Origin of the sequence: Vibrio sp. 10N.222.48.A3 (assembly GCF_041475345.1) — a bacterium.
GTDB lineage: Bacteria > Pseudomonadota > Gammaproteobacteria > Enterobacterales > Vibrionaceae > Vibrio > Vibrio tasmaniensis_A.
On sequence record NZ_JBFRVX010000553.1, the window covers coordinates 911 to 1,175 of the forward strand.

The window sequence follows — 265 nt, forward strand, 5'->3', positions numbered from 1 at the left end:
ATCGCTCAGAAAGAAGGTGTGTCGAATCGATTAAGAACCTTGCAGAAAGATCGCCGTGTCATTCTCAACGGGCTATCCATTCAGATTCAGTACCCTATCACTCCATCACAAGATATATACGAAAGTGTGCCATTAAAAGAGATAAACGAAAGCGAACAACACTCAATCATGGATCAAGCGTTAAAGCTCAACAACGACTTACTAGTAGCCAAGAAAAACGTCGAGAGAAGCCGTAGAAGCTTAAAAGAGAGCGGTACAAACTCTG

At 42.3% G+C, this 265-nt stretch carries 1 pseudogene; it reads left to right on the forward strand.

Going from position 1 to position 265, the window contains the following annotated elements:
* Positions 1–265, forward strand: a pseudogene (locus AB4653_RS15825) (TolC family protein); the annotation flags it as partial.